The sequence below is a fragment of the Shewanella basaltis genome, assembly GCF_023283885.1.
In the GTDB taxonomy this organism is placed as follows: Bacteria; Pseudomonadota; Gammaproteobacteria; order Enterobacterales; family Shewanellaceae; genus Shewanella; species Shewanella basaltis.
In genome coordinates this window covers 120,607-145,436 of the sequence record NZ_JAKILA010000007.1, presented here as the reverse complement: position 1 = coordinate 145,436, position 24,830 = coordinate 120,607, and the positions used below count along the sequence as shown (strand labels likewise).

General features: G+C 43.3%; 17 protein-coding genes. 8 read left to right on the top strand and 9 right to left on the bottom strand.

Annotated elements, in window-relative coordinates; all coding sequences use genetic code 11:
* Window positions 1-108: 108 nt before the first annotated feature.
* From napA to L2703_RS07600, 4 genes are read left to right on the top strand one after another with little or no spacing between them, the layout of a single operon-like run.
* Window positions 109-2,592, top strand: coding sequence for a nitrate reductase catalytic subunit NapA (gene napA / locus L2703_RS07615; protein ID WP_248970513.1), 2,484 nt, complete (start codon window positions 109-111; stop codon window positions 2,590-2,592).
* 34 nt (window positions 2,593-2,626) lie between these two features.
* The gene (napG, locus tag L2703_RS07610) at window positions 2,627-3,361 is read left to right on the top strand and encodes a ferredoxin-type protein NapG (RefSeq protein WP_248970512.1); all 735 of its coding nucleotides are present in this window, start codon (window positions 2,627-2,629) and stop codon (window positions 3,359-3,361) included.
* Entirely contained in the window at window positions 3,358-4,272 is a 915-nt protein-coding gene (napH, locus tag L2703_RS07605; RefSeq protein ID WP_248970511.1) for a quinol dehydrogenase ferredoxin subunit NapH, read from the top strand. Before napG ends, napH begins: the two co-directional genes overlap by 4 nt.
* Window positions 4,269-4,694, top strand: a complete 426-nt coding sequence (locus L2703_RS07600; protein ID WP_248970510.1) for a nitrate reductase cytochrome c-type subunit — start codon at window positions 4,269-4,271, stop codon at window positions 4,692-4,694. The genes napH and L2703_RS07600 overlap by 4 nt, the downstream gene beginning before the upstream one ends.
* A gap of 336 nt (window positions 4,695-5,030) precedes the next feature.
* Here L2703_RS07600 and fusA read toward each other — a convergent pair whose 3' ends face one another.
* From fusA to L2703_RS07585, 3 genes are all read right to left on the bottom strand, one after another.
* Window positions 5,031-7,124: an elongation factor G gene (fusA, locus tag L2703_RS07595; protein ID WP_248970509.1), complete on the bottom strand. Its 2,094-nt coding sequence runs from the start codon at window positions 7,122-7,124 to the stop codon at window positions 5,031-5,033.
* 950 nt (window positions 7,125-8,074) lie between these two features.
* A complete protein-coding gene (locus L2703_RS07590) occupies window positions 8,075-9,526 on the bottom strand; it encodes a diguanylate cyclase (protein ID WP_248970508.1) in 1,452 nt (483 codons plus the stop codon).
* A gap of 151 nt (window positions 9,527-9,677) precedes the next feature.
* A complete protein-coding gene (locus L2703_RS07585) occupies window positions 9,678-14,231 on the bottom strand; it encodes an ATP-binding protein (protein WP_248970507.1) in 4,554 nt (1,517 codons plus the stop codon).
* 127 nt (window positions 14,232-14,358) lie between these two features.
* Here L2703_RS07585 and L2703_RS07580 point away from each other — a divergent pair, with 127 nt between their 5' ends.
* A complete protein-coding gene (locus L2703_RS07580) occupies window positions 14,359-15,270 on the top strand; it encodes a LysR family transcriptional regulator (protein WP_248970506.1) in 912 nt (303 codons plus the stop codon).
* Between the two features lie 259 nt (window positions 15,271-15,529).
* Here L2703_RS07580 and L2703_RS07575 read toward each other — a convergent pair whose 3' ends face one another.
* The 6 genes from L2703_RS07575 to L2703_RS07550 all read right to left on the bottom strand — a co-directional run bounded on the left by L2703_RS07575 (window position 15,530) and on the right by L2703_RS07550 (window position 21,611).
* Window positions 15,530-16,831, bottom strand: coding sequence for a transporter (locus L2703_RS07575; protein WP_248970505.1), 1,302 nt, complete (start codon window positions 16,829-16,831; stop codon window positions 15,530-15,532).
* Window positions 16,832-16,860: 29 nt separating this feature from the next.
* On the bottom strand, window positions 16,861-17,574 hold the full coding sequence (locus L2703_RS07570) for a hypothetical protein (protein ID WP_248970504.1): 714 nt from the start codon (window positions 17,572-17,574) through the stop codon (window positions 16,861-16,863).
* Window positions 17,575-17,584: 10 nt separating this feature from the next.
* Window positions 17,585-18,289 (bottom strand): C39 family peptidase, encoded by a 705-nt coding sequence (locus tag L2703_RS07565; protein WP_248970503.1) that lies wholly within the window; start codon window positions 18,287-18,289, stop codon window positions 17,585-17,587.
* Between the two features lie 58 nt (window positions 18,290-18,347).
* Window positions 18,348-19,418, bottom strand: a complete 1,071-nt coding sequence (locus L2703_RS07560; protein ID WP_248970502.1) for a hypothetical protein — start codon at window positions 19,416-19,418, stop codon at window positions 18,348-18,350.
* Window positions 19,419-19,443: 25 nt separating this feature from the next.
* Entirely contained in the window at window positions 19,444-20,064 is a 621-nt protein-coding gene (locus L2703_RS07555; RefSeq protein WP_248970501.1) for a hypothetical protein, read from the bottom strand.
* 221 nt (window positions 20,065-20,285) lie between these two features.
* Window positions 20,286-21,611, bottom strand: a complete 1,326-nt coding sequence (locus L2703_RS07550; protein ID WP_248970500.1) for a sigma-54 dependent transcriptional regulator — start codon at window positions 21,609-21,611, stop codon at window positions 20,286-20,288.
* A gap of 505 nt (window positions 21,612-22,116) precedes the next feature.
* Between L2703_RS07550 and L2703_RS07545 the strand changes: the two genes are divergently transcribed.
* From L2703_RS07545 to L2703_RS07535, 3 genes are all read left to right on the top strand, one after another.
* Window positions 22,117-23,301 (top strand): C15 family peptidase, encoded by a 1,185-nt coding sequence (locus tag L2703_RS07545; RefSeq protein WP_248970499.1) that lies wholly within the window; start codon window positions 22,117-22,119, stop codon window positions 23,299-23,301.
* Window positions 23,302-23,372: 71 nt separating this feature from the next.
* Complete coding sequence (locus L2703_RS07540) at window positions 23,373-23,966, top strand: SprT family zinc-dependent metalloprotease (protein WP_248970498.1); 594 nt, start codon at window positions 23,373-23,375, stop codon at window positions 23,964-23,966.
* Window positions 23,967-24,119: 153 nt separating this feature from the next.
* On the top strand, window positions 24,120-24,830 hold the full coding sequence (locus L2703_RS07535) for an endonuclease (protein WP_248970535.1): 711 nt from the start codon (window positions 24,120-24,122) through the stop codon (window positions 24,828-24,830).

Genomic DNA, 24,830 nt, shown 5'->3' with positions numbered 1-24,830 from the left:
CATTCAGAGGTATACCCATACTAATAGTAAGGTCTAGACTTATTTTCATCACGTCACCTCCAATGACTATCACGCACCAAGAACAACATTCTAAGAGTGAGGAACACCATGAGCATAAGCCGTCGCGAGTTTTTAAAAGCCAACGCCGCTGCTGCAGCAGCGTCGGCTGTGGGTATCGCTATTCCAATTAATATGGTCCACGCCGCCGAAGGCAAAACAGACATTACATGGGACAAAGCCCCATGTCGTTTTTGTGGCGTAGGCTGTAGCGTATTGGTTGGCACAAAAAATGGCAAAGTAGTTGCCACTAAAGGCGATCCAGAAAGCCCTGTTAATAAAGGCCTTAACTGTATTAAAGGCTACTTTTTATCAAAAATCATGTACGGCAAAGACCGTCTCACCTCGCCATTACTGAGAATGAAAAATGGCAAATACGATAAAGAAGGCGAGTTTACGCCAGTAAGCTGGGATGTCGCTTTAGACACCATGGCTGAAAAATGGAAAGCCAGCATAGCTAAAAAAGGTCCAACTTCGGTTGGGATGTTTGGCTCAGGCCAATGGACAATATGGGAAGGTTACGCTGCGGCAAAATTACATAAAGCTGGCTTTTTAACCAATAACATTGACCCTAACGCGCGCCACTGCATGGCATCTGCGGTAGGTGGTTTTATGCGAACCTTTGGCATTGATGAGCCAATGGGCTGCTATGACGACATTGAAGCCGGTGACAACTTTGTGCTTTGGGGCGCTAACATGGCAGAAATGCACCCCATTTTATGGGCCCGCTTAACTGACCGTCGCTTAAGCCATAAAGATGCCAAAGTGCATGTATTATCAACTTACGAAAACCGCAGCTTCGATTTAGCTGACAACCCAATGATTTTTAAACCACAAACTGACCTTGTGATTTTAAACTTCATTGCTAATTACATTATCCAAAACAATGCAGTAAACAAAGATTTTGTGAGTAAACATACTAACTTTGCCCTTGGCGTAACCGACATCGGCTATGGTTTACGCCCAGATCATCCGCTAGAGAAGAAAGCCAAAAACCCTGGTGATGGTGGCGCTAAGCCAATTAGCTTTGAAGAATACGCTAAATTTGTCAGCACTTATACCGCAGAATACGCATCAAAAATGAGCGGGGTTGCCGTTGAAAAACTGATTTCACTTGCCAAAGTTTACGCAGATCCTAAGCAAAAAGTCATGAGTTTGTGGACCATGGGTATTAACCAACACGTACGTGGTGTATGGGCTAATAATATGCTCTACAACATTCACTTGTTAACCGGCAAAATTGCCACGCCAGGTAATAGTCCATTCTCACTGACCGGCCAACCATCAGCGTGTGGCACCGCACGTGAAGTAGGGACATTTGCTCACCGCCTACCAGCAGACATGGTGGTTAATAATGACAAACACCGTGAAATCACTGAAAAATTATGGAAAGTGCCAACCGGCACCATACCTGCACAACCTGGATATCACGCGGTGCTCCAAAGCCGTATGTTAAAAGATGGCAAGCTGAATTGTTACTGGACCATGTGCACCAACAACATGCAAGCAGGCCCCAATATCAATGATGAAATTTACCCAGGATTTCGTAATCCAGAAAACTTTATCGTAGTGTCAGATCCATACCCAACGGTTACCGCCATGGCGGCAGACTTAATTTTACCAACCGCAATGTGGGTTGAAAAAGAAGGCGCATACGGCAATGCAGAGCGCCGTACACACATGTGGCATCAACAGGTAAAAGCCCCAGAAGGCGCTAAATCTGATTTATGGCAATTAGTAGAGTTCTCAAAACGCTTTAAGGTGTCTGAAGTATGGCCTGCTGAATTAGTGGCTAAACAACCAGAATATGCGGACAAAACCCTATTTGACATATTGTTTGCCAACGGAGAAGTGAATAAATACCCCAAAGAGCAATGCAAAGGCGCTTACAACGATGAAAGTGAGCACTTTGGCTTCTATCTGCAAAAAGGCATTTTTGAAGAATACGCCCAATTTGGTCGCGGTCATGCCCACGATTTAGACGCTTTTGATAATTACCATGAAAACCGTGGTCTACGATGGCCCGTCATTAACGGTAAAGAAACGTTACGCCGCTTTGTTGAAGGTAGCGACCCTTATGTGAAGGCTGGTGAAGGGTTTAACTTTTACGGTAAACCAGATGGTAAAGCAGTGATATTTGCACTGCCTTATGAGCTTGCAGCAGAAGAACCAAACCAAGAATTCGATCTTTGGATGTCAACTGGCCGTGTACTTGAACATTGGCACACAGGCTCGATGACGGCTCGCGTACCAGAGCTGCAACGCGCTTACTCTGACGCGCAAATATTTATGCACCCAGAAGATGCAAAAGCACGTGGTTTGCAACGCGGCGACGAAGTGGTGGTTGCCTCTCCTCGTGGTGAAGTCAAAACACGTGTCGAAACCAAAGGCCGTAACAAGCCACCTAGAGGTGTAGTCTTTATGCCATTTTTCGATGCGCGGCAATTGGTCAACAAGCTATTACTCGATGCAACTGATCCGCTGTCAAAAGAGACAGACTTCAAAAAGTGTCCAGTAAAAGTCATGAAAGCCTAATCGATACCTAGGTGCACAAACGGAAAGCGACTTTATGAGTAAAGCTAATAGCAAATTCGCAAGAGTCAACGGAATTAACCGTAGACAATTTCTTGCCACAACAGCGAAAGCCAGTTGTGTTATGGGTATGGCTGGTTTGGGGCTAACAACTGTTGCCACCCAATCACGCCAACTTGACCCATTTGCTATTCGCCCGCCTGGTGCATTAGCTGAAGACGATTTTCTCTCTGCCTGTATTCGCTGCGGCTTGTGTGTAGAGGCTTGCCCCTACGACACCCTTAAACTGGCTCACTGGTTTGACGGTGCAGCAACGGGCACACCTTACTTTACTGCACGCAATATACCTTGTGAAATGTGTGACGATATTCCTTGTGTTAAAGCCTGCCCAAGTGGCTCGCTCGATCACAGCCTAGAACATATCGACGATGCAAAAATGGGTATAGCAGTATTAATAGATGAGAAAAACTGTCTTAACTATAGAGGTTTACGATGCGATGTTTGTTACCGGGTTTGCCCGCTAATCGACAAAGCGATCAAGCTTGAACTGCAACGTAATGAAAAAAGCGGCCACCATGCCATGTTTTTACCTACCATCAACCCTGAAATTTGCACAGGATGTGGTAAATGTGAACATGCATGTGTTACAGAACAAGCAGTGATAAAAGTATTACCAAGCCATATTGCATTGGGTAAATCTGCTGCCCACGACACTTATCAACACACCGAAGAAACCACACTTGAGATGCTAAACAAGGGGTTGACGCTATGAATAGTACACATCGCTCAACCTCTGAACACACAGCACACACTGGCCAATCTGCGCAGAATGAATTGGGGTGGTGGCGATCGCACCGCTTGCTGATTTTACGCAGATTGTCACAGTTGAGTGTGCTGAGTTTATTTGCTACAGGTCCACTTTTTGGCCTTTGGCTATTTAAGGGAAACCTCTCAAGCAGCATATTACTGGACACCATTCCATTAAGTGACCCACTAGCCACAATGCAAGTGCTTATGAGTGGCCACTGGCCAGAATTAAGCTTATTACTCGGCGCCATCATTGTAGTCGGCATTTATGCCCTACTTGGAGGACGAGTATTTTGCAGCTGGGTATGTCCAGTCAATATCATCACAGATTTGGCAAGTTGGATAAGGCGAGCATTATCTCTGCCTCGCACTAGCGAAATAGCGCAAAACTGGCGCTATTACATGCTAATACTTGTATTGATATTACCTATTCTCACCGGCCTTGCCGTATGGGAGTGGGTAAACCCAGTCCCCATTGTTTACCGCGCGTTATTGTTTGGCGCAAGCGGTGGATTGTGGCTATTGGCTGTGATTTTTTTGCTCGACACCTTTGTCGTTGAGCGAGCATGGTGTAGCCATTTGTGTCCAACAGGCGCGTTATTTTCATTGGTCGGTAAAATGAGTCCCATAAAAATTGCTGCTGTTCGGGCCAATGCATGCAATAACTGTATGGACTGTTTTACTGTTTGCCCTGAGCGTCAGGTGTTAAAACCCGTGCTCAAAAAAGGCAGTACTCAACCGCTTATACTCGACAGTGACTGTACCCTTTGTGGTCGCTGTATTGATGTTTGTGCACCGCGCGTATTCCAATATGAAAACCGATTTAATTCTAAATATTCGAACAGAATTCCTCTTAAGGTGGAGAGCCAGCTATGAAAAAATTAATCACTTTAGCAGCGGTAATGCTCGCGATTAGCACTTACTCAGGCCAGCAAGCACATGCTAATCCTGAAACGGTAAAACTGTCGTCACTGGCAGGTGACACGCAAGTAACAGACGTGAGACCCGCTGATGAAATGCCAGTGTATCCAACTCGTGGTAAATCAATTGAACGCACATTTGTGCATCAGCCACCGATTATTCCGCACAAAGCCACTTACTCAATTAGTGCGGATAAAAATGGCTGTTTAACTTGTCACAGCTGGGATAAAGCCAAACGCATGAAAGCAACGCCTGTCGATAAATCACATGTGATAGACGATAAAGGGACAGTAAATGGCATGTATTACTTTTGCGATCAATGCCATGTACCACAAGCTGAAAACAAGCAGCAACTGGTTGAGAATACCTTTAATTAGTTAATATCCCCCCGATACTGACTTTGCCGCTTACACCACAAGCGGCTTTTTTATCTCTATGATTTATTTAATACCCATCAGCAAAATGATGTGATCATGCTTACTGGTTATACCATTGCGCGTGAGTAAGTAATCTGTTTTCGAGAATTTAAAAGGGCTTAAACAAGGCGAATGACTGTATCGCGACGCCTTAATCTAACACCGCTGGACGCATTCTGAGTGGTCACTTATTAATGCGCAAGGTGTTAACATCATTGATTTTACGATAGCGCTAAATAGCAGGCATAAAAAAACCGCTGCATAAGCAGCGGTTTATTATTAGCGAAAAGGTAAGAATTACTTCTTAGCTTCTGCAGCTTTACGTTCTTTAACCTGAGCAACAACTTTCTCAGAAACGCTGTTAGGACATGGGCTGTAGTGTGAGAACTCCATAGAGAACTGACCACGGCCTGAAGTCATAGTACGTAATGAACCGATATAACCGAACATTTCTGATAACGGTACGTCAGCCTTGATACGAACACCAGTAACACCAGCGTTTTGATCTTTGATCATACCGCGACGACGGTTTAAGTCACCAATTACGTCACCAACGTTGTCATCTGGGCTGAACACGTCAACTTTCATGATAGGCTCAAGAAGTTGCGGCTTAGCTTTAGCGATAGACTGACGGAATGCGCCTTTTGCAGCGATTTCGAACGCGATAGCTGACGAGTCAACTGCGTGGAAAGCACCATCTGTAAGTTCGAATTCAACGTCTAACACTGGGAAGCCAGCGATAGTACCTGTGTTCATCATGCTACCAAAACCTTTCTGAACCGCTGGCCAGAATTCTTTAGGTACGTTACCACCAACAACTGATGATTTGAACACGAAACCAGTGTTTGCTTCACCTGGACGGATTTTATAGTCGATCTTACCGAACTGACCAGAACCACCAGACTGCTTCTTATGCGTGTAACTATCTTCAACTTCAGCAGTGATAGTTTCACGGTAAGCAACTTGTGGCTCACCAACAATTAGTTCAACACCGTAAGTACGCTTAAGGATGTCTACTTTAATGTCTAAGTGAAGCTCACCCATACCTTTAAGGATGGTTTCGCCTGAATCTTCGTCAGTTTCTACGCGGAAAGATGGATCTTCTGCAATCATTTTACCGATAGCGATACCCATTTTCTCACTGCCGCCTTTATCTTTTGGCGCTACAGCGATAGAGATAACTGGCTCTGGGAACACCATGGCTTCAAGCGTACATGGGTGTTTAACATCACATAAAGTGTGACCAGTTTGTACGTTTTTCATACCAACGATAGCGATAATGTCACCAGCTTGTGCTGATTCAAGTTCGTTACGTTCGTTGGCTTGCATCTCAACCATACGGCCAACACGCTCAGTTTTGCCAGTAGCAGAGTTAAGGATGGTGTCACCCTTCTTGATACGGCCTGAGTAGATACGTACGAATGTTAATGCACCAAAACGGTCATCCATAATCTTGAACGCTAACGCTTTTAATGGCGCGTCTGCATCAACGATTGCGAATTCACCAGTTTCGTTACCTTCTTCGTCAGTTAATGGTTGTGGATCAACTTCAACTGGGTCTGGTAGGTAATCAACAACTGCGTCTAGTAATAACTGCATACCTTTGTTTTTGAAGGCAGAACCACAGTATGTTGGGAAGAAGTGCATAGTACGAGTACCGGCACGGATACAACGCTTAATGTCTTCGATAGAAGGCTCAGTACCTTCCATGTAAGCTTCCATTAAATCGTCGTCCATTTCTACGGCAGATTCGATTAACATTTCACGGTATTCTTCAACCATGTCAACCATGTCAGCTGGCACGTCTTGAATTTCGAAGTTTTCTGGTAAACCAGAGTCATCCCATACGTGTGCTTTACGAGTTAATAGATCAACAACACCAGTAAATTGATCTTCAATACCAATTGGTAGAACCATAACCAATGGGTTAGCCGCTAATACGTCTTTAGTTTGCTTAACAACACGTAAGAAGTCAGCACCCATACGGTCTAACTTGTTTACGAAGATGATACGCGCAACTTCTGAATCGTTAGCATAACGCCAGTTAGTTTCAGACTGAGGCTCAACGCCGCCTGAACCACAGAATACACCGATACCACCGTCAAGCACTTTAAGCGAACGATATACTTCAACTGTGAAGTCAACGTGGCCTGGGGTGTCGATAACGTTGAAACGGTGGTCTTTCCAGAAACAGCTTACTGCTGCTGACTGAATGGTAATACCGCGCTCAGCTTCCTGTTCCATGAAGTCTGTGGTTGATTCACCATCATGTACTTCACCGATCTTATGGATCCTACCGGTTAGCTTAAGAATACGCTCGGTGGTCGTGGTTTTACCCGCGTCAACGTGAGCGAAGATACCAATGTTTCTGTATTTGGATAATTCGGTCATGATTCAACTTTAATGATTAGTTTAAGAAGTAGACGGAGCATGCGAAAAGGAACCGACACACCGCACATCAGGTTATTAAGGCGCATATTGTAAATTGGAACCTTGCTGGGCGCAAATGGCTGTTGCAATATTTATTTGTTTTTAGCAAAAAAAACATCAAAAAATACTAGTTAGTTACTATAAAACAATAGATTAAAAATAATAGATTATTTTTTAACCAAAGCAGATTTCACGATAAAAAATAAGAATTATGTCTTTTCGATTCAAAATACACGTCAATAAGCGCACTTTATTTGAATTAACGCACGATCATCGTCGATTAAGAACACTTAAATATGATGAATGAGGACGGGTATAACTGATATTTCATCAATTTATCAACGATGGCTCAAATCATCACAAGCAAATGCCATCGTAACATTGCCAGGTAAAATCACCGACACTAATGTGCTAAGGTTTTTACCCGCATAATGGTGTTGTCTACATAAACTTACAACACCGTCGGAGTAGCTGGCTAAACAGTACTGACCAATGAGGTCTACCAGCACTGAAATCCCAACCTAAAAGCAAACGTAATTATACCAATTCCAGCAATTATCTGGTCATTCAGCGGGAATTCTGTGTCTTCTAGGCAAGTAATAGGATTGTAGGCATAGTTGCTCTCGACAACTGCTCCTGCGTTGTTCTACCTCCTGCGTCCATGCAGTCGTCGACAACTGCTCCTGCGTTGTTCTGCCTCCTGCGTCCATGCAGTCTTACGTCAAAATGCTATTAAGCAGTATAGAAGGCACAGAAACCCGCCTTGTAGGAGCCACTCAGACTGTCCATTTCTTTGTTGCATCGCCTTAAAAGGGAATAACCATTCTTTCAACAATGCGCCTCAAACTGAAAAGTCTGAGTGGCTCTGATTGGTCACATAATTAATGGAAATGGTATTATACATCGCTGGGCTAAGCACAGCAGTAGGTATTACGACCCGATTGCTTAGCCTTAAATAAAGCACTATCAGCGCGCTCAAAGCAGGTTTGAATGGTTTCAGTTTCGCCAAGTTGTGCCACACCAAAGCTGCACGTGACTTTAATATTGTTCTGGAACGAAAACTGAGTCAGCTCTTTTGCAATGCGCTGGCTCAGATCTGCCGCGCCTTGTAAATCAAGATGTTTACAGACAATCACAAACTCTTCACCGCCCCAGCGGGCAACAACATCACCGTCACGCACAGATGCTTGAAGCACTTGTGCAACCTGCACCAGTACTTTATCGCCAATCGCATGTCCGTACATATCGTTAATCGCTTTGAAAAAATCGATATCAATAATGATTAAGCTGACACAATCCTTACGATATGCCCGTTCGTCATTCAAAAAGGTTTGGTTAAAGTAATGACGGTTGTATAACTTCGTTAATGGATCGTGCTGAGCCAAAAAATCCAGATCACTATTTTTTTGCTCAAGTTCATGTTGCAATTTTTGCAGTGTTTTATTTTTTGCACTGAGGTGGTGGTTATACTTAGCCATGCAGATCGTGCGATACAATAAAAACAGGATGAATCCACCTAGAGCAGCGAGTACCTGATAGACCACACTGTAATCAATGTCTTCTACCACTGTGATGTTGTGCCATTTTTTATAAATCGAAATATGTTCGCCATGGGTGATGTTGGCTAAGCCTTCATTTATCTTTTTAAGCAACCCTTGCTTAGAATGTATAACGCCAAGACGTAGTTCGTCTTCTGGTCCCCCCCAGCCCGCAATTTTTAATGAGGTTAACCCTTGTTGCTGAATGTAAGCATTGACTGAAAACATTGAGCCAACAAATACATCGACTTCGCCTTTAGCCACTTTTTGCAAGCCTTCACGCTCACTTTGGGTTAACACGGTATCGATACTAGGGTAATACTGCTGAATATACTCAACTAACCGGTAATCACTAGGAATGGCAAGCGATCGCTGACCAATATGTTCAAAACCTTGTAAAAAGGGCTCTGTTTTCAGTGACACAAGGACATTCGGAGATTTAAAAAAGACATCGCTAAATAACAAATACCGATCACGTTTTGGCGTTTGATTCAGCATTGGAGTTAACTCGCATTCACCTTGTTGCAGTAACGCTAAACTCTGTCGCCAAGATGACGTTGGGACCAACACAAAACTCAAATCGGTATATTTTGTCAGTAAGCTTAAATAATCAGACGATATTCCGGTATGGCGCCCGTCAATTATTGCCTCGTAAGGCAACCAATCAGGATCGACGCAATAACGGATCACATGGTCCTCTTTCAAAGTAGCCGAATTAGCCGCTGGTGCATAAGCAAAAGCGCCCGAGGCTAGCCCATAAACAATGCAAATAAGTACAACTATTTGCAATGAGCCAAGTAATGTCATTCCCTTGCTATTAAACAATGCTGATACTCAATGATATTTATATCAAACTGATAGTTGGACAATCGATTTATACCAATCCTCACAAAAGTGTAGTCCATACCAAGAAAACCGAGACAAAAAAATACCCGCCAATTGGCGGGTATGTTATTTAGCTCTTAACAAGGTTTCGTTAAGCCTCGACAGGGGATATTACAAACAGTAAATCACCTTGTGAAACTTGTTGGCCGTTACTATTAAGAATACGCTCAATTCGATACTTTTTATCTTCTGGATAAAGTACACCGGTTTGACGGTTAAAGCCGGCTAACGTGACCTGCGAGAACATCTTCATCGCTTCTGTCAGCGCTAAGGTTTGCTCAACTGTCACAATGTCGCCTTCTTTAACAAAATCAGCTTCACCTGGTGCCGGTGAGGTATAGAAAATACCCGCTCCTTGTGCCAATACTTTAAGCTCGTTACTCTCACCTACACGTAACGATTCAGTATCGACAGGTATTGCTTCAGCCGCGGCTTCCATTTCAGCAATTAATGCTGGAATGTCTAGCTCGGCCATTAAGCGTGGTAAGTAGTTAGTGTCATACACACCTTCGTTGAACGTTGGATCTTTAAGGATCTGTTTCAACAGCGGAATGTTAGTCGCAATGCCTTTAATCACTACGCTATCTAAATAGGCGTACATCTTAGCAACCACATCAGCACGATCTTTACCACGGATAATGATTTGGGCAATTAAGCTGTCGTAATATGGCGACACTTCTTTACCTGACTCAGCTATCGAAATAATTTCAACATCATCACGCTGCGGTAATACACACTCAGTAATTTTACCTGGGTTAGGGATTAACTGCAGAATGCCGTGACTGTCTAAGGCTGCTTTTTCGGCAGTAACACGCACTTCCATTGCATAACCTTGTTCCACTGGTTCTAGCTTCTCAATTGAACGTCCTGCAGCTATATCAAACTGAGCACTTACAATATCGATACCTGAAGTGGCTTCTGTTACCGGATGCTCTACTTGCAAGCGAGTGTTCATTTCCATGAAGTAGACTTCATTTGCATCAAGGTTATAAATAAACTCAACCGTACCCGCGCCCATATAATCGGTTGCATCACCTAGCGCACGAGTATACTCCATCACACGTTGCTTAAGCTCTTCAGGTAGCATTGTAGAACCAGACTCTTCAATCACTTTCTGGTTGTTACGCTGTACCGAACAGTCACGAATACCCAATACTTTGGTATTGCCAAACTTATCTCGTAGCAATTGCACTTCGATATGACGTAAAGAAGTCACGTATTTCTCTAGGTACAGGTCGCCGTTACCAAATGCTGCAGCTGCTTCGGTAGAGGTTTTTTGGAACAAACCAATCATGTCTTCAGGGCGTTTAACTACCTGAATACCTTTACCGCCACCACCTTGTACCGCTTTTAGCAGCACGGGATAGCCAATCTCAGAAGCTACATTAACCGCTTGCTCTGCGTTGCTCAAAATACCATGGCTACCTGGTACAACCGGTACATTGTGAGCTTGCGAAGTATGGATAGCATTAGACTTGTTACCCATGGTCGTCATTGAGTGCACGCTTGGGCCAACAAAGTTAACGCCATTATTAACACATAAGGCAGCAAATTGTGGGCTTTCTGATAAGAAGCCAATACCTGGGTGTAATGCGTCTACATCTTCATATTCAGCCACTTTTAATACTGAGTAAGCATTAAGGTAACTTTCATCTGAGGTGTTACCACCAATACACACCAATTTATCGTTTTCTTTAAGCATATCAGCGGGCACAGAGGTCATATCTGGATCAGATGCCACTAAAACAACATTAATATTGTTGTCGTGTGCTTTACGGATCAATTTAACCGCTGTACAACCACGAGCATGCACCAACACTTTCGCGATTGGCTTCATTAGGGCACGTGGATCGTCTTGTACAATCTCTTCAACCACTTCGGTGACTTCTGGCACAAGTGAAGATAATGCCTTACTGATAACATCTTCAATTTTAGCAGTTGGTAACGGCATTAACGGGTCAATACCAGATAACTGGGCATCTAGTGTTTCGCTAAATGGATTATGCACCAACCCAGTCATCGCACCCGGCACTTTTGATAAATAGTTAGATAAAGTTGCTGTTGACGGTAAATAAGCTGGTACTACCATTTGCCCTGCAAACGGCATGTTAGTGCCAGACAAGTAATAAGTTTGCACCAATGGGTGAGTCACAAAACTTGCCTGTGCACCACCGGTACAGTCACCAAAGCCAAACATCAATACTGGCAATTCATTATCACGTATAAAGCGCGTAATACGGTCGTTTACTACAGCCATAGAAAACAGTGCAGCAGCGCCTTCTTTGGTCTGCATACCGCCGGAGCTAATAAAACAAATAACCGGTAATTTGCGCTTAGCACACTCAATTAGTAGCGCACTGAATTTCTCAGCACTGGCCATATCAAATGCACCCGCTTGGAAAGCCGTGTTTGATACCGCAACCCCCACACGTAACTTAGCACCGTTGTTGTTAAAGTCAGCTAAGCCGGTTATTAAACCGCAAGGACGGATTTTTTTATCAATGGCATCTTCAATTGATAAACGGAAACCAGGGAAGTTAAGCAAGTTGGCTGACATTTTGTCGGCGTCAATTTCATCAAACTTCGTAAAGAAATGTTTGATGACATTTTCCCAGCCCATTTTGCCTTGCTTTTTCTCTTCGCGAAGCACTTTTTGGATCAGTAAGTCTTGGTAACCCATAGTTAAGCGGTTCCAGAAATCCTTACGACGACCAATACGCACAGGGTTAATGGTGCCTGTGTATTTGTCGTGATCTTCTTCACTGTCAAAATACTCAGGTAATAAGCGTTCGAAAAAGTAAGTCAAGATTACGAATAATGAATCGTTTAACTGTGGGAAACCCACGCTCTTCCATTGTTCAACACGTGTTAGCAACTCAGCACGGTTAGACTGATCCATGAAGTATTTAAGCCACTTATAGAACTTATTCTTGTCGTTAGCTTTGTCGTTAGTCGATAACGCATTGTCGATAGACTTGTGCAATAATTTGTCAACCGATGCACGTGACAAGCTTTTAGACATCATCGCTTCTTTCGAAATCGACGCTAGGCTGCCCACTACGTTGTCGTATAACGCGTTAAAGATAAGCACGTTATGACATTGCCAAATAAAATCTTCACGCAATTCATCGTTAACAACGATATCCAGTACCGTCAGTTGATTTAGCTCAGGCCATGGTGCTTGAGTCGCCGACTTTGGTAACGACTCTAAATGTTTAATTAAGCCATTGAAGTTGTTAGCAGCGTTACTTTTCCAGCGGTGATACAAAGACCAACCAATGTTAAATAACAATGCTTTACGTGCTTTTTTGTAGTTTTCTTTTGGCTCACCCAAAATAAAGCGCGTAATCATATTACGTTCAGTTGAAATTTCACCACGTTTGGTACTAAAGGTAGCCCAAAGCTTATTAAGTTCTTCGTCGTAAACCAATTTGTCAGGGTTCGTTAACCATGCCTGGAATACCCGCTCCTGCTCTTGCTTAATACGCTCTAACAAGTCACCTTCAGGCACACTGACTTTTGATAGTCGGCCATATTGCTCTTGCGAAATCGAGTGGATCCGACTGCGCAGGGTCAAGTAACGTAAATAACGATAAGCACTACCAAAAATATTGTGGTACATCGTCGGGTCGCTTGCGACCGACAAACCCGTATTATTTTCTAAGGTAAGTAAGTTTTTAGAAGGGGTTAAAAAACGCTGTAAACTGCGTTCATAATGCTCTTTTAAGTCGCTTGAGTCGCGCACAAAGTTGATTGCAGCACGTTCAACCGCTTCTATTGAACTAATAATGGCGCGGCGTAAATTGTGCTGACGTTCGTCTTTGTCTGACGGAGAAAAATCAATAATGCCGTCAATACAGCCAGAGGTGTAAAGCTCTTCTGGCGATACCCCTACAGACTTAGCACACTCTTGCCATGACAAGTTGTACTTACGCGCAATGCTTTGCAAACCTTGTGGCTGAATCGTGTTGAAAATACCATCACGAACCGACAATAAAATGTTAGCCGCAGCAAGTGGGATAGCACCACCTGAATAGCCCGCACCAATAACAATACCCACGGTTGGCACGTCAACGTTGGCACTTTCAGCGATGGCTTTAGAAATAGAATGAGCTTGGTTTTGGCTGTTAGCAACTTCCCCGGCATCGGCGCCCGGTGTGTCAATTAAGTACACTATAGGCATAGACAACTGGGCAAAGTGACGGATCGCTTTACACGCAGCAAGATGATGCTCAGGCATCCACGCACCATTGGCGGTTGTACGCTCTTGAGCAATAAAACCAATACGGCGAGTACGCGTGCCAAAATTAAGTTCAACCTCAGCACGATAAAACGGACCTGCATGACTTTCAGCAATCATTTTGCCTTTTAAGTCTGCAATCATACGCTTCGCGCCATGGCGGTTTTTATCTAATGTTGGCTGAATTACTTTAGCCACATAACCGTCAACATCCAAAGACGCCAAACTTTTTAAATTTGCTTGAATCGCGTCTTCACTTAATAGCCCTTTGACCTCTTCAGATAAACTCTGCTTGTTATGAGCAGGAAATAATGAAAAATCTTTAGCCAAGTGTTCAGCTTGTAAGAAAAGTGGGTCAGCCGATAGTGCTTGAGTTTTGTTAGCGGGCTGCTTTTTGCTGGTCATCCTTAGATCCTCTGCTTATATAGCCTCTGAAATTTTTATAGCTCGTAAATATAACTTTGTTAGTGGGCAAATTACCATATAAACTACCATGGACGCTTTGTTCCATTAATGAGACAGTGAGACTAAAATGCCCGATTTGAACGGTATGATGCTGTTTGCAGCGGTTGTAAGAGCCAAAGGCTTCTCTCAAGCTGCACGAGACATCGGACAACCTAAATCAACAATTAGTCGTAAAGTTGCCCAATTAGAAGAGCAACTTGGGGTGCGATTATTACAACGAGACACCCGAAATTTAAGCCTAACGCAAGTTGGCGCATTGTTTTTTCAGCACTGTGATTCTATTAGTCACGAAATTGAAGCCGCTAAAGCCATAATAGAGAATACCCATACTGATATTTCAGGTTCATTACGCATTGCCATTCCGGTGTCATTTTCCCAAGACGTCATTGGTCATTTATGCTCCAGCTTTATGCGCCTATACCCTAATATTGAACTCGACATTCAATTTACCGACAACGATGTAGGACTCGTGGGTGAAGGTTACGATATCGCCATAAAATATGGTCCCCTACAATCATCAGATTTGGTCGCCAGATTATTGTTTGAGCGCCAACCTATTTTAGTCGCAAGCCCGGGTTATATAAAAAAATATAACACCCCTGCGACACCACAAGAACTGGCTCAACATGACGGTATATTGTTGGGAACCACCTTGTCTGCCCCCATTTGGCCACTTGGCAAAGGGAATCGTAAAATGATGGCTACGTTTAAACGTAAAGTACGAGTAAACAGTGCCAGTATGGTAAAACGATTGGCACTCGATGATTTTGGCATAGCGATGTTGTCTAACACCAGCTGTAAGCAAGAGTTAGCATCAGGAAGTCTTGTACCTATTTTACAAGACTGGCCAATGGAGTCATTTAAAGTCTATGGGGTATATTCAAGTAGACGTCAACTTGCCACAAACATTAGCGCATTTTTAGACTTTTTCACAAAACGCTATACCAGCCAAGAATCGTTGCACTCGATGATGGGATAACACAGGGCTATGCCCTCGCACAGCTCACACCATATTACTGCTAGAGGGCATCAATTAGGGTCGGTTGATCTTTCAAGGTTTTTGCAGCCAATTGTTGGCCATGACTCATAAACACGTGCGCGGCAGACACCTTGAGGTGTCGTTATTCTACATAAAAAGTCGATAACGCAGTAAAAATGGCCAACAAAATCTGCCTGAAAGGTTCGGCTAAAAACCTTGTTAACTCAGACAAAATTCAACCAGCAAAGCACAACAGCGACTAGAAACGGTAAGGAAAGCGTAAACTAATTTGATAGTCTGGAGAGTCTTCCGTAAGACCTGCACCAATGGAGGTCACCATTGACAAATTAGGTGACAAAGCTAATGTTGCACCAATACCTAAACTGGCGGTGTTCGTGTCTGTTCGAGGGATTTTTTCCCATTCTCCGCCTTCAGGCCTTTGCTTCGTTTTGCTGTAAAAACGTTGATTAAAGCTCATGCTTAAACTCATGCGTTCAGACACGGCAAATGCTAAGCCTAAGCTGTAATCAAAGTAGTTACCCAGGTCAATTTCGCCAGGGCTTTTGCCTGCTGCGCCAGAAAGATCATCAAATTTTTCTTTAAAACTTGCGCCATAATTAACGTTAAAAAAGACGATAGCCGGATCAAAAGTTTTGGCTAGGCTAAAGCCGGTAGACACACTCCACACACCCGAGCCCGATGCCATTTCAGTCGGGTAGGTTAAATTACCTGTGTCAGATGTCTCCAGTGCGATACCAAATGGATCTCTTCCCGTCGGGGCGCGAACCTTGACGTTCCACACCCAATCAGGCCAATCATAGGATTCGGTATTTAAGCGATAATAAACGGCTGCGGTCATATCACCTATTTGGCCACCACTGATTTTTGCTGTTTCATAACGTTGACTAGAATTTCCTTCCCCAACGGAATCATATTGACTCCAGCGATACAGGTAGGGCAAGCCTATTTCGAATTGCCAATAATCATTTAATGTATAACGCGTAGTAAGATCAAATTGAGTGGTGTTAGTTCGAATGCGATCTAAATTTAAATTACCCAAAAAAATCGCATCCAGGGCTAAAAAACCTCTGAGAATAAGATCTTTACGGCTGTAATAACTGTAAGTAAATGACGGCTCAACGGTAAACTTACGGGTAAAGACATTATGGGCTTCTTGCAGTACGTCATCAGTACTTCTTGCTCTGTCTGGTGCTTTTTTTCGTTCAGCACTGTTTTGTGTTGTTGAGGCTTGTTGAGTGTTTTCAGTTTGTGGTCGTTGCGCAACTTGCGGCGGAGCGGTTTGTTGGCTTGATGTAGGCGTAGTAGTCTGCCTTATTAATGCTTCTTGTTTAAGAACCTGCTGGGCCATCTGGTTAATCGTTTGTTGTTGTAGTTTAATTTGCTGATTCAACTGGATCAGCTTCTGCTTAAGTTCGGCAATGTCTTGCTCAGATAGCGTGGCAGCGGAGGAGACTTGGGAATGAGTGTCTGCAGCGTACGCGGGTATTGCTAACAAACTTGGCAATACCACTGCGACAGCTGAGGTCCATTTCTTATTCATAAATACATCCTTGGCTTGTACAAAATGAATTAAAATCCGAAAGCAGTTAAATCACTGATTTGCCTACCAAGTATATTGGATTCTATTGGTCCCACAGGCATACCGTCATACCTCAGTGTAGACTGATTTATGACACCATGACTGAGTCCGTCAATAAAAATGCTTTGCACCAACTGGCCATTGCCATTTTGATAGCTCATGCCTTGAGTTGCACTACCCGATGCCAGTTCAACTTGATAACCCAAGGTATTGCCATTGACAGAAAATGTCGTGTTGCCATTTTGGCTAACCAGCGTGGTACCAACAGACACCTGAATCCCCAGTGGCAGCGGTGTTAATCGTCCCTGAGCCATGTCTAACTCATTTACCGCTAGATTGTCGCTGCCCGCAATTTGAATGCGTTGCTGTAAACCTGCTGATTGCCCTAACGAATCGAGCTGAAAATCTTGTTGGCTATCTACGGCATGAGGATCGCTAACGGTAATATTGATTGATGGTAGGTTATTGACTTGGCTCACCTCAATTTGCATTCCCACTTGCTGCTGAACGCCATTATCTTGAATAAACTGAGTTTGCATTTGTAAGCCAAAATAATAATCTTGGCCATTATTCGTGTATTTACCTTTCATTGAGTCTAATTCAAAATCGGTTAACACTTGGCTGTGTTGAAATACCGTCAATGAAGGTGAACTGGCCATAGCTGGCGAAGCAATAGTCAGTAATAGCATCATGCTTAGTTTCATACCTTCCTCCTTAAAGCATATCTGAATGCGAAAAACCAAACTCGAGTAACTGTGCATCGGTCATAGGTGAAAGCGGATCCAGCGCTCTGAATGTCAGTTTTGCTCGAGGGTGTAACAATGGATTATCACGTCGATAATCTTGGCCTATCACCACAAACACCACGCCATTCCATTTTTGCTTAAACTCATCCATGCTCATAATCCGATTACCCAGCGCGGGATCACCTAAATACACCTCGCCGTCATCATGGCGACGAAACACCACAAAGTGGCTGTAGCCCCCATCATTGAGCAGGACAATTGCAGGGATTTTTAACAACGACATCTCCGCTTCACCGACTTTATAGCCGCGCCCTCTTAACCCTTGGGATTGCAGATAATGCTTCATGTTAAGCAGTGAAAAACCTTGCTCTTTTACCAAACTTAAATCGGCATGTTCTAACATGCCCAGAAGTACTTTTTGTTCATTAATGTCATGGCGATCATAAGCAAACTTTAACAAACTCGCTAAACTCGCAGCGCCACATGAAAAATCCGTTTTTTGTTCAATAACATATTCAAACTTGCGCTCACGAATACTTTGAATCGGCTTAGCGTATGTCCCCATACCAGGCACCACTCCCGTTAATGGGATACTGGCAGCAAAACAGCGAGTCGGGAGAACAAAGCCAACCAAGATCAATAAGGCCAATACCGTTGAAGTTGTGTTACTCATAATATGAATCAGGGGGTTACCCCCCTGCCTTATTCATAACGTTTAGATAGAATGCGCGCTATTCAACTGAAATAAGATCTGGAGTCGCATTCATTGTTGCTAACGACAGGTTGTTAGACTGCAAATTACCTGTACCACTTGCCAAGTTAACACCAATGTTACCCGATGCCCCTTGGAAAGCGGTTCCCGCTAACAAAGAAGCATTACTGGTTTGTTGAGTGACGGTTTCAACAAAATAAGGTAATACACCACTCACAGTACCATTTAGGGCTAAATCACCTTCTTCATCAAAGGTCATGACTTCTGCACCTGAAGGGTTCTCGGTATCAAAGTCGATATGGCCAACAACTTCACCCGGACCAGAATTGTGCTCACCATTACCTTCTAGAATAACCTCAGGGTAATATGCTTCAGCCAAAGCAGATGTGCCGCCATAACTGCCCTCTGCATTTAAATCAAGGTTAACCTGGGCATATTCTATTGAACCTTGCACCACGCTAATATTATCTGAATAGTTATGACCGGTTTGCTGAACATTTGAGACACTCGCCTCACCGAGTGCACCGCTATACGTCGATGCAGCCATATTGTTGGCTTGCAGATTATTACTCCCCGCAACCACATTGACACCTATGTTACCGGTTGCATTCATAAATGAAGCGCCGTCAATGGTCGATGTGTTGGTTGAAGCGTCATTCCATACTGTATTAAATCCCCCAACCTGGGTACTGAAAATTTCAGCATCACCTGAGCCAAATGCAAAACCGGCATCAATTGCTGCAAGCGCGGCAGAATTTGATTGTGCATTAAACTCACCAGCTGCCTGGTTTACGCCAATATTACCGCTTGAATTTTCAAACGCGTTACCGGTAATTTGCGCATCATTCTCATGGTAGTAGTCAACAACCATGTTGGCACTGGACTCTTGCACATTTTCCACTACCGCCATACCCAGCCCATTGGCAGAAATACTACCCTCTATGGTTATGGCGCCTTCATAACTTAAATTTTTGGTTACTTTTACTTTTTTATCTAATTCAACACTACTGTCTGTTTCTGTCATTCCATTTGCATATGCAGAACCACTCATTATTGCTGCAATACTTAGCACTAGAGTTAGCTGTTTCATCTTCCTTTCCTCCGATCGATGATGGTTAATTCCCACTGGGTAACTGCAGCGAGAATTGGTTAATGGCAATATTTTTATCGCCAGAAATCTGATTAATTTGCATGACGCCTTGTGCATCCAAAAAACTGTCTGGGGCAATTTCGGCTTGATAATGTGAGACTTGATAAGTTGACGGGCTAGCTCGGCTTGCCACATGAGTTAACGCCGAATCACTTAAGCCTTGGCCCATGATGGTTTCGAGTGTGGAGTCCATGGCAATTGTGCCAATATTGGCCTGCATGTTGAGCTCACCGCTCACTTGATTCACACTGGCTAACCCTTGAAATTGAGTAAATGCCTTACTCTCAATCACCGAATTAAGTGCCTGACCATCCTCTAACAGTGAAGTGGATTGAGACAGGTGCGTGTAATTGATTGTGTTAATCTCAGTACGTTGACCCAATGCATGACTGTTAGACTGAATATTAAAGTGACCAGCGGCCTGATTAATACTCACTCGACCAGCAGCACTTTGTACCACATGCGAACCTATCAAACTCGAATCATCAGCTTGAGATTGCGCAGTCAGTAACAGCAAACTTAATTGCATTAGTCGCGTTAATGACAATGGCAGCAACCGACAATGTACTGGGCTAATGATATCCATAAGATGTTCCTTCCATACTTGATACCAAGAGATAGCAACCCTCGTGCCAGCATGAAAAACCAATACATTTCATATAGATAGATTTTAAGGCAAAAAAAATATGTCTCAAAAATGAGATAATAAAACGCTAGGTGGTTGAATTAGAGGTACATTTCTCTTTAGGGCAAAATCTTAAAATTAAGACTTGAAACATAAAATAAGAGGTAGGCTGTCAGTTTACGTTAAACGAGTGGTAAACCGTGTTTGTCCATTAATCGATAAAAAGTGGCTCGAGAAATATCTAAATAACTCGCCGCTAACTCAACCTGACCATCAGCAATCAAGATAGCCTGTTGTAAAGCTTGTTTCTCAGCAGTGTCTTTTAATGTTTTAAGCGATAACGCCATGTGTCGTTTTTTATCGATGTTTGCTAATTCTAAGTTTTGTGCGCTTATTTGTTGCGTGTCGCTCAATACTACCGCTCGACGCACCCGGTTAATTAACTCTCGGACATTTCCAGGCCAGGGATAATTTAATAAAGCATGGACTGCTGATTGCGATAACGGTTTTGTTGCAAAGCCATATTCGTTTGAATAAATACGAATAAAGCGATTTGCCAAACCAATAATATCATCGCGTCGATCTTTTAATCTTGGGGTTTCAATCGTAATTCCGTTTAACCGATAATAAAGATCTAATCTAAATTGACCTTGATCAATGGCATTTTCTAAATCGACATGGGTTGCCGCTAAAATGCGTACATCGCTAGATTGAGGTGAACTGCCACCAACAGAGTCAAACAGGCCCTCTTGTAAAAACCGTAACAAATTAACTTGTAGCTCGGCAGGTAAGTCACCTATTTCATCAAGAAATAACGTCCCACCATCAGCAAGGGCAATTTTTCCTTTTCGACTACTCGTTGCTCCAGTAAAGGCACCTTTTTCATGGCCAAATAACTCCGACTGCACTAAACCTGCGGCCATAGCGCCACAATTTACGGTAACAAAGGGGCCGTTTTTTCGAGTAGACTGCTGGTGTAGTTTGGTAGCAACTAATTCTTTACCCGTGCCAGACTCGCCTCGTATCAGCACTGGAATATCAGTAGGCGCAACGCGTTCAACTTGCTTAAATAACTGCTGCATAACTGCTGACTGTGTCACGGGCTGTTCAGGGTCATTACAGGGAGAATCAGTTTCAGCGGGCTGATGCTGTTGTTTTAACTTAGACAAACCAATACCGTGCCCCAAACATTTTGCCAATCTTTCAGGATCAATAGGGCTGGTACAAAAATCCCAGGCAAATTGAGCAATAAACGTTGTAATGTCGGCATTGTCTAGCTGAGGTTTATCAATTAACACTATGATATGAATTGTGGGGTCTAACTCTCTCACCAAATAATTAATCTCATTGATGATGTTGCCTTTACGTAAATCGATTAAGCAAAGTGAGCAATCAGAAGGTATTTGTTGTTTATTGTATGACTGAATGTAATAAAGCTTAAACTGCAGTTGAGAAAGTACGTCATTTAGCTCATTACACTGAAATCCTGCCAATAGTAATGGTTCCATGTTGATATCCTTTCGATACGGTGAGCACATCAATGACTAATCAGCGATTAGTTGGTGCATCTTATCCATAGATATAACCGAACAATGTAACATTCATATAAATGCAGAAAAGTGACTCACATCTATTAAAGCACCCCACAAAATACCATTTGCAATGGAGAACCATGGCACATTTGCAACAGAGTAAGCTCAGCTTGGTTTTCTCCCCAGAACCACCAAACTACACACTTATAAAACCTCTCTGTCTCAGCTATATCTTGTTATGGTTTCATTATGGTTCACTGACGCCATTTTACTAGTCAATATCAGCCTTAACATTAAAGAAACTGTAAAGTTTAACGGCCACAAAACTTATTCAATTTAAGTCAGCAACTTAAATAATAGTGAGTCCCATATTCCCTATTAAATCGACACAGCAACTGTGTTATAACTGTCAATTAGAGTTCGTTTTTGACTTTGTTTAATACAACCCAAATAAGGGCATAGCAGTCCTTAAGGAATCGTGATGATTAATCGCAACGCGTTGCTTATGTTAAGTACAGTGGTGTTTTTCGCTTTATCTCATACAGCCACTGCAGGCCAACTGCCAAAAAACATTGAAGAAATGCGTGTATCTAAAGCGGGGCAGACATTGCCACACGTCGTTAACCGTTACCAAGCCATTAACGAAACCCTCGAGGTTAAACTACAGCAAGCAACAGACGAACTGTCTGTCACGGAAATGGCCGCTCAACAAGGCCATCGACTATGGCAACAAGCAGTACGCGACGTGCAATCTGGCCATGATGACGATCGCTCTTTATATTGGAGCCGCCTCGGCATGCGTAACACCCTTAAGCAAGACAGAGCCGGGTTTAACATTGCTGATTGGCAGCGAGAAATTTTAGTCAATGCGGTAGAAAAATCCTCTCGTGGTTTTAGCGACATCGAATTTGATCCCAACACTCATATTCATATTTTAGTCACAGGGTTCGACCCGTTTTTTCTCGATCGCAATATAGGACAAAGCAATCCATCTGGGTTAGCGGCTCTTGCGTTAGACGGTTATCGTTTTAACGTCAATGGCAAAGTGGCTCAAATTGAAACCGTGATGATTCCGGTTCGGTTCAACGATTTTGATAACGGCATTATCGAGTCTTTACTCACCCCATTTTACCGTAATAATAGTTTAGACATGCTTTTTACTATTAGTATGGGTCGTGACAACTTTGACATTGAACGCTTTCCCGGCCGCAATCGTAGCGCGGATGCACCGGACAATCTAAACGTATTAACTGGGGCCAGTCATCGCAACCCTAAGGCGCCACTCTTTAATGGCGGCACATCAAACGATGGCAAACTTAACGGACCAGAATTTGTGCAATTTTCATTGCCTGTTGAACAAATGCAAGCCGTTAAAGGCCGCTGGACAGTAAAAGATAACCGCCAAGTCAGAAGCCTTTCTCGTGGGCAATTTACTGCATCATCTTTAGCGGAATTACAAAATGAAATTTCGGTGGAGGGATCGGGTGGTGGATATTTATCGAATGAAATATCCTACCGCAGTATTTTACTACGGGATCAATTTAACTTGAACTTACCTGTAGGCCACATTCATACGCCACGCATTAAAGGGTATGATGCCCAAACTGAAGCTGAAATTGTTGAGCAAATCAAAGCGATGATAGCCGCAGCAGCAACCTCTTTATAACAGTCACCACTATTGGCTTACGGTTAATGCGTAACAGCTGAGTAAACACGGCGCAGGCCCAAAACGAAAACATGCTTAAAAATATATTAAATCTTGCACTGCGTGCTCGAACCTCTCAGGATAAAGCCAGCGTAAAAGCGAGCACTAACATGCACAAAGCAGACATTGCAGAAAGTCACCCCAAGTCTGCTTTACAGTTGCAAATATTAGCTAAGGTAGAATGTGATTATCAGCTCGCTGAGCGCCACTTTAACCGAGCCTTTGCACGCCCTGTTGTGCAATTTACTTTACGCGGTAAAAGCGCAGGCACAGCTCATTTACAAACCAATCGCTTACGTTTTAATCCGGTTCTATTAGCAGAAAATCCACAGGTGTTTTTGAACGAAGTGGTACCTCACGAAATAAGCCATCTATTGTGTTACCAGCTATTTGGCCGGGTAAAGCCTCATGGCAAAGAGTGGCAAAGCATTATGACGACCGCCTTTAAAGTCGTGCCGAAAACGACTCATCAACTCAACGTTCAATCCGTAAGCGGTCGACAGTTTGACTATTTTTGTGGCTGCGGCAATACCTCACTCTCCATTAGACGTCATAATCGGGTTCAACGTGGGCAAACACAGTATCGTTGCCGTCGTTGTAAGCAAACTCTCCAACCCGTGAAATAGCACGCATTGTCACAAAGTCTTCAAGATATTATCAATTGCGTCATCGCAAGCGATGCCTTACCATCTGCGCAAAATGACGGATTAACTCCGCACTATTAATTTTTTGTTTATTTTTTAGGGTTTATTTTGCGCTTATCTTACTATCACTCAAGTATTTTTTGGGTGTCGCTTTTATGCGGCATTTTTTCAACAACAATCAACGCAGCAGAGCATCCTCGTAGTTTTAGCCAAGCTAAAACGATTGCAAAAAAGATATATCAGCAACACTTCCCCCTAAGCACCTTTTACTGTGGTTGTGATATCAACATCAGTGGCAAGTTATGGCAAGCGGATCATCCCAGCTGCGGTTATCAAGTACGCAAACAAATCATTCGGGCAAATAGAATTGAATGGGAACATGTGGTGCCAGCATGGGAATTTGGCCACCAGCTCCAATGCTGGCAAGACGGCGGCCGTAAAAACTGCGGCAAAAATAATGACCAGTTTAAAAAGATGGAAGCTGACCTACATAATTTGGTGCCCGCTATCGGTGAAGTGAACGGCGATCGCAGTAATTATCGCTTTAGTGACTGGAATGGCAAACCAGATCAATATGGCCAATGCGCAATGATTGTTGACTTTAAAGGTCGTAAAGTTCAGCCACCAACACCATCACGTGGCCCCATTGCCCGCACTTATCTTTATATGCAGCAAACCTATGGCTTACAAATTAGCCGCAGCCAGCAAAAGCTGTTTAATGCATGGAACAAAATGCAGCCGGTTTCAGCCACAGAATGCCAACGTGATAGCTTAATCGCTGCCACTCAGGGTAATCATAATGATTTTGTCTTCAAACAATGCCAAAATAACGGCTTGCTGCGCTAA